At 57.1% G+C, this 10615-nt stretch carries 11 protein-coding genes; all 11 read left to right on the top strand.

Annotation, left to right across the window (positions count from 1 at the left end):
* Window positions 1-433 precede the first annotated feature (433 nt).
* Entirely contained in the window at window positions 434-907 is a 474-nt protein-coding gene (locus tag BN874_RS21225; RefSeq protein ID WP_034436864.1) for a type IV pilin protein, read from the top strand.
* A 157-nt stretch (window positions 908-1064) separates the two neighbouring features.
* The gene (locus tag BN874_RS21220; RefSeq protein ID WP_034436862.1) at window positions 1065-1499 is read left to right on the top strand and encodes a DUF29 domain-containing protein; all 435 of its coding nucleotides are present in this window, start codon (window positions 1065-1067) and stop codon (window positions 1497-1499) included.
* Window positions 1500-1678: 179 nt separating this feature from the next.
* Window positions 1679-2113, top strand: a complete 435-nt coding sequence (locus BN874_RS21215; protein WP_034436860.1) for a DUF29 domain-containing protein — start codon at window positions 1679-1681, stop codon at window positions 2111-2113.
* Window positions 2114-2292: 179 nt separating this feature from the next.
* Window positions 2293-2733, top strand: coding sequence for a DUF29 domain-containing protein (locus tag BN874_RS21210; RefSeq protein WP_034436857.1), 441 nt, complete (start codon window positions 2293-2295; stop codon window positions 2731-2733).
* 383 nt (window positions 2734-3116) lie between these two features.
* Complete coding sequence (locus BN874_RS21205; protein WP_034436854.1) at window positions 3117-3551, top strand: DUF29 domain-containing protein; 435 nt, start codon at window positions 3117-3119, stop codon at window positions 3549-3551.
* Between the two features lie 383 nt (window positions 3552-3934).
* Entirely contained in the window at window positions 3935-4375 is a 441-nt protein-coding gene (locus BN874_RS21200; protein WP_034436852.1) for a DUF29 domain-containing protein, read from the top strand.
* Window positions 4376-4828: 453 nt separating this feature from the next.
* On the top strand, window positions 4829-5977 hold the full coding sequence (locus tag BN874_RS21195; RefSeq protein ID WP_230314515.1) for an RNA-guided endonuclease InsQ/TnpB family protein: 1149 nt from the start codon (window positions 4829-4831) through the stop codon (window positions 5975-5977).
* A 131-nt stretch (window positions 5978-6108) separates the two neighbouring features.
* Window positions 6109-7041 (top strand): glycine--tRNA ligase subunit alpha, encoded by a 933-nt coding sequence (gene glyQ / locus BN874_RS21190; RefSeq protein WP_034436845.1) that lies wholly within the window; start codon window positions 6109-6111, stop codon window positions 7039-7041.
* The gene (gene glyS, locus BN874_RS21185) at window positions 7034-9109 is read left to right on the top strand and encodes a glycine--tRNA ligase subunit beta (RefSeq protein WP_034436843.1); all 2076 of its coding nucleotides are present in this window, start codon (window positions 7034-7036) and stop codon (window positions 9107-9109) included. Before glyQ ends, glyS begins: the two co-directional genes overlap by 8 nt.
* 178 nt (window positions 9110-9287) lie before the next feature.
* Window positions 9288-9830, top strand: a complete 543-nt coding sequence (gmhB, locus tag BN874_RS21180) for a D-glycero-beta-D-manno-heptose 1,7-bisphosphate 7-phosphatase (protein ID WP_034436841.1) — start codon at window positions 9288-9290, stop codon at window positions 9828-9830.
* 16 nt (window positions 9831-9846) lie between these two features.
* Window positions 9847-10611 (top strand): lysophospholipid acyltransferase family protein, encoded by a 765-nt coding sequence (locus BN874_RS21175; protein ID WP_230314514.1) that lies wholly within the window; start codon window positions 9847-9849, stop codon window positions 10609-10611.
* Window positions 10612-10615 lie beyond the last annotated feature (4 nt).

The following is a 10615-nucleotide window of genomic DNA, read 5'->3' as shown; positions in this document are numbered from 1 at the left end:
CCAGACCGATGAAATCCACGGTCAGGCCCGGAACCTTGCGGTTATGTCGTTTATTCACCAGCGCCGCACTGTAAACCGCCGCCGCTAGTGCTGCTGCGGCTGCTACTGCCGCTGCCGCTCCGGGGGGAGCTGCCGCTGCTGCCGCTGCTCCCGCTGCTGCTACCGCTGCCGCTCAGGCCGGGACGAATGCCTCCGCTGCGGGAGGTGATGCTGCTGCGGTTGCTGCTGCGGTTGCCGCTGCCAACGCGGTTAGCGACGCCCTGACCACCGCTCTCGCCGCTGGCAAGAATGCTGATGAAGCGATTAGAGGCGTCTTGGCGACCGCTGCTGAATACCAGGGACTGGGTAATTTGGGCGTCAGCCTATTTTCGGGTGGTCTACCGCCCGGTCGCCAATCCTGGCGGCAGTATCGGTGAGCCGAGGAGATCCCGACATGCAAGGCAAGATGTTGTTGAAAGGCTTCACCCTGATCGAGATCATGATCGTGGTGGCGATTGTCGCTATCTTGGCTGCGATTGCGTACCCGTCCTATCAGGACAGTGTGCGTAAATCGCGGCGGGCGGATGCTAAGGCGGTGGTGCTGCAAGCGGGGCAGTGGATGGAGCGGTTTTATACGGTGAACAATCGCTATGATCAGGATCAAGCTGGCACTGCCGTAGCTACGACATTCGCTACAACGGGATTAACTCAATCCCCGATAGATGGTGCGACCAAATACTACACCATCACCTTGACCAACGTGACCGCAACCGCTTTTATCCTGAACGCTGCTCCAATTTCCGGCAAAGGTCAGGAGTATGACAAGTGCGGGGGAATGACTGGGGTGACGCTTACACTCAATCAACAGACCCAAAAAGGTGTGAGCGGCACAACCAACCCCACAATTATCGGCGAATGCTGGCGTTGAACCCCGTATTCTGAAATGCGCAAAAGCCGCGATGATCGCGGCTTTTTTATTGGACAAAATTGCCCATGCGCTTCTTGAACACCGCCGGTTTCTGCCGTCCCGAAATCCACGACACTGTTGTCTACAATAGAAAAGCAACGGCCACTGAGGGCGCACCATGACCACCGAGATTAACTACGAAACCGACTTTTACCAGTGGACACAACAGCAGGCCGCATTGCTCCGGCAAGGGCAATTTAGCCAGATAGACGCAGAAAACCTAGCCGAGGAAATTGAGAGCATGGGCAAAAGCGACCGGAGGGCCATTTGGAGCCACTTAACCAATGTCCTTTTGCACCTGCTCAAATGGCACTATCAGCCGGAGCGGCGCGGGAGTAGTTGGACTGAGAGTATCGACAACGGACGGGAACAACTGGACTGGCTGGTAAAAGACAGTCCAAGCTTACGCCCAAAATTGTCTCTATTCGTAGAGGATGTTTATCCCCGTGCCCGACGCAAAGCCGCTAATGAAACTGGCCTGCCCTTGTCCACTTTCCCGGAACAATGCCCGTTTACACCGGATCAGATTACCGATGATTACTGGCCGGATTAACCGTTGGAACCCCCCCACGCCAATGAACCCAGGACTTTCGCTAAACCGGTAAATTCGTCATACCCGCGAAAGCGGGTATCCAGGCTTTTCAGCGGCTTACTGGATTCCCGCCTACGCGGGAATGACGGCAAGCGAAAGTCCTGGAACCTTACCGCTTTGCAACTACAGGAACGCCCACCATGACTGCCGAGATTAACTACGAAACCGACTTCTACCAATGGACGCAACAACAAGCCGCACTGCTCCGGCAAGGGCAATGGAACCAGGTTGATGCCGCGAATCTAGCCGAGGAAATCGATAGCATGGGCAAAAGCAACCGGCGAGCACTCGAAAGCTACTTAGCGAACATCGTCTTTCACCTGCTCAAATGGCACTATCAGCCCGAACGACGCGGGAATAGCTGGAAATTCTCTATCCGTAACGGACGGCATCATGCCGCCAAACGGCTGAAGGAAAGCCCCAGCTTGAAGCCCCAAATTGCCGAGCTGATCGCTGACGAATATCCACTGGTCAGAGAATATGCCGCTAATGAAACTGGCCTGCCCTTGTCCACTTTCCCGGAGCAATGCCCGTTTACACCGGATCAGATTACCGATGATTACTGGCCGGATTAACCGTTGGAACCCCCCCACGCCAATGAACCCAGGACTTTCGCTAAACCGGTAAATTCGTCATACCCGCGAAAGCGGATATCCAGGCTTTTCAGCGGCTGACTGGATTCCCGCCTACGCGGGAAGGACGGCAAGCGAACGTCCTGGAACCTTACCGCTTTGCAACCACAGGAACGCCCGCCATGACTGCCGAGATTAACTACGAAACCGACTTTTACCAGTGGACACAACAACAAGCCGCGCTGCTCCGGCAAGGTGAATTTAACCGGGTAGATTTGGATTTTGAGAATATCGCTGAGGAAATCGAGAGCATGGGACGCCGCGAAAAGCATTCCATCCGCAGCTACTTGTTTAATATCGTCATGCATCTGCTGAAATGGCACTATCAGCCCGAACGGCGCGGGAACAGTTGGAAACTCTCTATCTTCAATGGAAGGCATCAGATGTTCGGTTTATTGGAGGAAAGCCCAAGCCTGAAACCACAACTGGAAACGCTCCTTGCCAAAGAATATCCCCAAGCCCGCAAGGTGGCGGCGCTAGAAACCGGCTTACCGCTGGCGACATTCCCTAAACAATGCCCGTTTACTCTGGATCAGATTACCGATGATTATTGGCCGGATTAACCTCAGGACGTTCGCTAAACCGGCAAATTCGTCATACCCGCGAAAGCGGGTATCCAGGCTTTTCAGCGGCTGACTGGATTCCCGCCTACGCGGGAAGGACGGCAAGCGAAAGTTTTGAACCGATAGAAAAAATCCGTTTTCGTATTGCCAAAGGCGTATCAATCCTCAATCGCACGCATCGCCGCACAACCCGACGCAACCATAAACGCGATGATAACCGTTCACACCCCCACCCCAGCCCTCCCCCACTAGGGGGGAGGGAGTCTTACGGAACAATGGGTTGCTGGCTCCCCCTCCCCTCGCGGGAGGGGGTTGGGGGGAGGGGGGTCTGAACGCTTACCGCGATGCTTCAGAGTCCCTTTGAAACCACCGGAACGCCCGTTATGACCACCACAACCCACTACGAAACCGACTTCTACCAGTGGACGCAACAACAGGCTGCGTTGTTGCGGCAGGGTCTGCTGTCTGCTGTAGATATTGAACACCTGGCCGAAGAAATCGAGAGCATGGGAAGAAGTGATCGCCGCTCATTGGGGAGCTTTCTCGAAAACATCCTGCTGCATCTGCTGAAATGGCGCTATCAGCCTGAACGGCGCGGCAGTAGCTGGATCGAGAGCATCGGCAATGGACGTAGCGCGATTGACCGTCTGCTTGAGGATAGTCCCAGCCTTGCGCCTCAATTACCCGTTTTGGTCACGGCTGAATATCGCCGCGCTCGAAAAGAGGCAGTACGCCAAACCGGCTTACCGCTGGCAACGTTCCCGGAGCCATGCCCCTTCACGGTTGAACAGATTACCAGTGATTATTGGCCGGATTAACTTCAGGACGTTCGCTAAACCGGTAAATTCGTCATACCCGCGAAAGCGGGTATCCAGGCTTTTCAGCGGCTGACTGGATTCCCGCCTACGCGGGAAGGACGGCAAGCGAAAGTTTTGAACCGATAGAAAATATCCGTTTTCGTATTGCCAAAGGCGTATCAATCCTCAATCGCACGCATCGCCGCACAACCCGGCGCAACGATAAACACGATGATAACCGCTCACACCCCCACCCCAGCCCTCCCCCACCAGGGGGGAGGGAGTCTTACGGAACAATGGGTTGCTGGCTCCCCCTCCCCTCGCGGGAGGGGGTTGGGGGGAGGGGGGTCTGAACGCTTATCGTGATGCTTCAGAGTCCCTTTGAAACCACAGGAACGCCCGCCATGACCACCACAACCCACTACGAAACCGACTTCTACCAGTGGACGCAACAACAGGCTGCGTTGTTGAGGCAGGGTGAATTTAACCGAGTCGATTTGGATTTTGAGAATATCGCTGAGGAACTTGAGAGCATGGGTAGGAGTGAACGCGATGCTGTTGAGAGTTACTTGGCAAACATCATCATGCACCTGCTGAAATGGCAGTATCAGCCCGAACGGCGCGGAACCCGTTGGGAGCTGTCGATTGATAATGGTCGGTATCAGGTGGCGCGAAAGTTGCGAAATAACCCTAGCCTGAAACCCAAAGTATCGGCAATGGTGGTGGATGAGTATCCCCAAGCCCGCAAGAACGCCAGCCGCCAAACCGGCTTACCGCTGGCGACATTCCCGGAGCCATGTCCCTTCACGGTTGAACAGATTACCGACGATTATTGGCCGGATTAACCTCAGGACCTTCGCTAAACCGGTAAATTCGTCATACCCGCGAAAGCGGGTGTATCCAGGCTTTTCAGCGGCTGACTGGATTCCCGCCTACGCAGGAATGACGGCAAGCGAGCGTCCTGAACCGGTAGAAAATATCCGTTTTCGCATCAACAGAGGCGTATCAACCCTCAATCGCACGCATCGCCGCACAACCCGGCGCAACCCGGCCTGAATCACGGATGACCGGGATTAAAGGATTTCACGGAAAGGGCGACGGGTTCCGCATGGTCAGTGTCATCCTGATAATCTGGGATTCAGATCTCAAATTTATCCAAAGATGAGGTTTCACGTGAAACCTCACGGCCTTGGTTTCACCCGAATTGCGCGAGAAGCCCCGTCCTTTAGGGCGGGGAGGGAGAGCGCACCGCGCAAAGCGCGGTCCGACGCCGGTTGGGTTGATATCAGTATTCTTTTGTGAATACAATCGTCACTGTGAAAACCGTACTGCAAGTCAAGTTGCTCCCGGATGAAACCCAACACGCGGCGTTGAAAGACACGATGCGTGTCTTCAATGAAGCGTGTAACTTCATTGCCGAAGTGGCGTTTCGGGAGCAATGCGCGTCCAAGTTTGTCTTGCAAAAACGGGTTTATGACGATGTAAGGAAACAGTTTGGGTTGTCGGCTCAGTTGACCATTCGGGCGATTGCCAAAGTGGTTGAAGCCTACAAGCGCGACAAATCGAAACAATGCTTTTTTAAGCCGACCGGCGCAGTGGTTTATGATCAGCGCATCCTGAGCTTTAAGGGATTGGAAGCGGCTAGTGTACTGACCTTGCAGGGTCGGTTGACCGTTGCGATGCAAATGGGCGATTACCAGCGCCTTCAAATGGGTCGTGGGCATGGACAAGCGGATTTGGTTCTGGTGGATGGGGTGTTCTATTTGTTGCTGGTGATTGAAACACCCACAGCACCTCCGATTGACCCGAAAGGTTTTATCGGGGTTGACCTGGGTATCGTTCAGATCGCCAGTGATTCTGACGGAGAATCGTTCTCTGGTGAGACGGTTGAAAATACCCGCCGTCGTTACCACGAATTCAGAAAATCCCTGCAAGCCCGTGGATCGCGGTCGGCCCGTCGCCACTTGCAGCGGATTCGGCGCAACGAAGCGCGATTCAGGAGAAATCAGAACCACGTTATTTCCAAAAAGCTCGTCGAGAAAGCCAAAGACACCGGGCGCGGAATTAAACTTGAGAACCTCAAGAATATCCGGGAACGGACGACGGTTCGGAAATCCGACAGAGCCAAACACAGCGGTTGGTCGTTCTTTCAGCTTCAATCGTTTATTGAATACAAAGCGAAGCGGGAAGGCGTTATTGTCCAGTATGTTGACCCACGCAATACCTCGCGCCAATGCGCGGCCTGCGGACATATTGATAAAGCTAACCGCAAAACCCAATCCCGTTTTCAATGTGTCTCTTGTGGGCATGTTGCGAATGCGGATCAAAACGCGGCGATCAATATCGCTGCACGGGCTCATGTCAATGAGCCTATCGTGGCGCACGATGACGACAAGGGACCGTCCGAGTGCAGCCGCAAGCCCCGTCCTTTAGGGCGGGGTAATTGACGTGAAACCTTTCGGCACCGGACAGGATGAATCCGACCGCCGCGCCGGGTTATACTTCAAGCTCTACGATTCAGAACACAGAACATCCGGGGGCGAAATGAACCCGTTCCCTTTGGCTTGCGGAGGCGTTTGTGCGCGATGTTTCGACTTTTCAGGGGCTGATTCTGGCCCTACAGGATTACTGGGCGCGGCAGGGCTGTGTACTGCTGCAACCCTACGACATGGAAGTCGGCGCGGGAACCTTCCATCCCGCCACCTTCCTGCGCGCCATCGGCCCGGAACCGTGGAGCGCCGCCTACGTGCAGCCCTCCCGCCGGCCTACCGATGGCCGCTACGGCGAAAATCCCAATCGCTTGCAGCACTATTATCAATATCAGGTGGTGATCAAACCCTCACCCCTTGAGTTGCAGGAACTCTACCTCGGTTCGCTTCGGGAACTGGGCCTCGATCCGCTGATCCACGATATCCGCTTCGTCGAGGATAACTGGGAATCGCCGACCCTGGGCGCTTGGGGACTGGGCTGGGAGGTGTGGCTGAATGGCATGGAAATCACCCAGTTCACCTATTTCCAGCAGATCGGCGGGCTGGATTGCAAACCGGTCACCGGCGAAATCACCTACGGCCTGGAGCGCATCGCCATGTACTTACAAGGGGTGGAAAGCGTCTTCGATTTGCTCTGGACCGACGGCCCGCTCGGACGGGTGAGTTATGGCGATGTGTTTCACCAAAATGAAGTGGAAATGTCGACCTACAACTTTGAATATGCCGATACCGCCGCATTATTCGGCGGGTTTGATACCTGCGAGGCCGAAAGCCAGCGCCTGATCGAACTCGGCCTGCCGCTGCCCGCTTACGAAATGACCCTGAAAGCCTCGCATACTTTCAATCTGCTCGATGCCCGCAAGGCTATCTCCGTCACCGAGCGACAACGCTTCATTCTGCGGGTTCGCGCTCTGGCCCGGGCAGTAGCGCAAGCCTACTACGACACCCGCGCCGCTCGTGGCTTCCCGCTGTGCGCCCGGCAAGCGGCGGCAACTCCTAGCGTGGAGGTGGTTCATGGCTGACCTCCGCGACTTGCTGATTGAAATCGGCACCGAGGAATTGCCGCCCAAGGCGCTCTTCAACCTGTCGCTCTCCTTTGAACAAGGCATCCGCGACGGACTGGAGAAAGCCGGTCTGCCCACTACGGCAATCCGTCGCTTCGCCACTCCGCGCCGATTGGCCGTCCTGATCGAGCAGTTACCGACGCAACAACCGGATCGGCAACTGGAACGGCGCGGTCCGGCGCTGAGCGCAGCCTTCGCTGCTGACGGTCGGCCCACCAAAGCCGCTGAGGGTTTCGCCCGATCCTGCGGGGTCGCCGTCGCCGAGTTGCAACAACAGGAAACCGATAAAGGGGTCTGGCTGGTGCATGTCAACGTCGAGCCGGGCGCGGCCACCGCTGATTTAATTCCCGGCATCGTACTCGCCGCCCTCGCCGCCCTGCCGATTCCCAAGCGGATGCGCTGGGGCGACCGCGAGGATGAGTTCGTGCGTCCGGTGCATTGGGCGGTGCTGCTGTTTGGCGATGAGGTGATTCCCGCCACCATCATGGGCGTTCAAACCGGTCGCGAGACCCGTGGCCATCGCTTCCACCATCCGGCTCTGATCCGGTTGACTGCGCCGGCGGATTACGCCCGGCAACTGGCCGGCGAAGGCAAGGTCATTACCGACTTTGGCGACCGTCGCGACGCGATTCGCGCGCAAGCGGAAGCCGCTGCTGCTGCGCTCAACGGCATCGTCGTGATCAAGCCGGAATTGCTGGACGAAGTGGCGGCGCTGGTGGAATGGCCGGTCGCGCTGGCCGGCAACTTCGAGCCGCGCTTCCTCGAAGTGCCTGCCGAGGCGCTGATCAGCACCATGCAAGATCATCAGCGCTATTTTCCAGTGGTGGACGCTCACGGCCGACTGCTGCCGCACTTCATCACTATCACCAACCTGGAAAGCCGCGATCCGGCGCAAGTACGGGCCGGCAACGAGCGGGTGATTCGTCCGCGGTTCAGCGACGCCGAGTTTTTCTGGAATCAGGATCGCAAACAACCGCTGGCAGCGCGGATGGAGAGTCTGAAACAGGTGGTGTTCCAGCAGCGCCTGGGCACGCTGGCCGACAAGAGCGAGCGGGTTGCAGCCCTGGCACGACTTATCGCCGAACAGAGTCAGGGTAATCCTGAATGGGCCGAGCGAGCGGCGCGACTGGCCAAATGCGATCTACTGACTCAGATGGTGCAGGAATTCCCGGAACTACAAGGAATCATGGGTCGCTACTATGCCCTGCACGATCAGGAAGCGCGGGAAGTAGCCCAAGCCCAAGAGGAACAGTACCTGCCACGCTTTGCCGGCGACCGGCTGCCGACGACGGCCACTGGGCGTACTCTGGCGCTGGCCGAGCGGCTGGATACCCTGATCGGTATTTTTGCTATCGGTCAGGCTCCCTCCGGCGCTAAAGACCCGTTCGCGCTGCGCCGTGCTGCCTTGGGGGTATTGCGCATCGTCATCGAGGGCGAACTGGATCTGGACCTGCAAACCCTGCTGGAACGCGCCGCCACCCGCTTCGATCCGGCGATCCGGGCAGAGAACGCCGTCGAGACGGTATTCGAGTTCATCATGGACCGGCTACGTAGCTACTATCTGGATCAAGGGGTGCTATCGGATACCTTCGAGGCGGTGCTGGATTGCCGCCCAACCCGGCCACTGGACTTCGACCGCCGGGTTCATGCCGTGAGCGCTTTCCGCGAACGGCCGGAGGCCGCCCGCCTGGCTGCCGCTAATAAGCGCATCCGCAATCTGCTCAAAAAAGTGGCAACGGTATTGCCGTTCGAGGTGCGCCCCGACCTCTTGATCGAGGATGCCGAACAGGCGTTGGCCGGGCGGTTGGTGGAACTGTCTTCCGAAGTTATCCCGCTGATGGAAACCGGCTTATACGGTGAGGCGCTGAACCGGCTGGCCCGCCTGCGTGAACCGGTGGACGCCTTCTTCGACCAAGTGCTGGTGATGGCCGACGACCCGGTGCTGCGCGACAACCGCATCGCCTTATTGAATGAACTCAGCAGCCTGTTCCTGCGGGTGGCGGATTTTTCGCGCTTGCAAGACTGAACCGATCACCAGGTTTCACGTGAAACATCGACCAACAACCCGCACCAGGTTTCACCTGAAACATCGGCCAACAACCCGCACCAGGTTTCACCTGAAACATCGGCCAACAACCCGCACCAGGTTTCACCTGAACCCGGCTGACTTCATCCGCACGGCAAAACGCCCTTAATCCAACATTATGAAATTGATCATTCTGGACCGTGATGGGGTCATCAATCAGGATTCCGACACCTTCATCAAGTCGCCGGATGAATGGATTCCTATTCCCGGCAGTCTGGAGGCTATCGCCCGCCTCAATCATGCGGGGTATCGGGTGGTAGTCGCTACCAACCAGTCCGGCATCGTCCGGGGTCTGTTCGATCTGGAAACGCTCAATCTGATCCACAAAAAAATGTACCGAATGGTTCAAGAAGTCGGTGGTCTGATCGACGCGGTGTTTTTCTGTCCCGACCTGGATGAAACGCATCCCTATCGCAAGCCCAATCCGGGGATGCTGCTGGAAATCGTCCGGCGGTTGAAATGCAGCCTGCAAGGTGTTCCCGTAGTTGGCGATAGTGTGCGCGACATCCGGGCAGCGCGGGCGGCCAATGCATGGCCACTGCTGGTACGAACCGGCAAGGGTACTCGCACCTTGGAGCGGGAAGCGGAAAGCTGCGCGAATGTTCTGGTGTTCGACCATCTGGCCGCTGTTACCGACTATTTGATCCACTCGACCGAGTGAGCTGTTGAGCCGCCGTATGTCTCCCCAAAATCCCAGCAAGCTTTCTACCGGGCTGCTCTTGTTGCGCTCGCTGTCCTTTTCCCTGGGTCTGCTCCTCTCCATTGGGATTGTGGCTTCACTGGTGGTGCTGAGTTTCCCGCTTCCCTTCGTCCGGCGTTACCGGATTTCCCAGTACTGGACCCGGTTCAGCATCTGGTGGCTGCGGATCACCTGCCGGATTGATTACCAACTGAGTGGCATCGAGCATATTCCTGACCGTCCGGTGATCGTCATGTCCAAGCATCAATCCACTTGGGAGACACTATTCCTCCAGCAGTATCTGCCGCCAGTGGCTTGGGTCATCAAGCGCGAGTTGTTGTGGTTGCCCTTTTTTGGCTGGGCGATAGCGTTGCTGCGACCGATTGCGATCAACCGTGAGTCAGGCGCTTCGGCAGTCAAGTACGTGATCCGGCAAGGAACAGCGCGTTTACGGCAGGGACAGTGGGTGGTGATTTTCCCGGAAGGCACCCGGGTTTTACCGGGGGTGCGCCGGCGATATGGCATGGGCGGCGCGGTGCTGGCCGCTCACAGCGGCTATCCGATTCTCCCGGTGGCGCTCAATGCCGGTGAATTCTGGCCGCGCGGGCGGTTTCTCAAGCAGCCCGGCACAGTGCAAGTGGTGTTCGGCCCCCTGATCGCCAGTGAAGGACTCTCGCCGCAAGCGTTGAACCGGCAGGTGGAAACCTGGATCGAGGATGAAATGGTGCGGATCAGCAGCGTGCCGGTAAAATCCGCCGACTAGATGC

This window comes from Candidatus Contendobacter odensis Run_B_J11, assembly GCF_000531125.1.
GTDB classification, from domain to species: domain Bacteria; phylum Pseudomonadota; class Gammaproteobacteria; order Competibacterales; family Competibacteraceae; genus Contendibacter; species Contendibacter odensensis.
The sequence above is the reverse complement of the archived record's forward strand: the minus strand, read 5'-3'. Positions and strand labels throughout refer to the sequence as shown.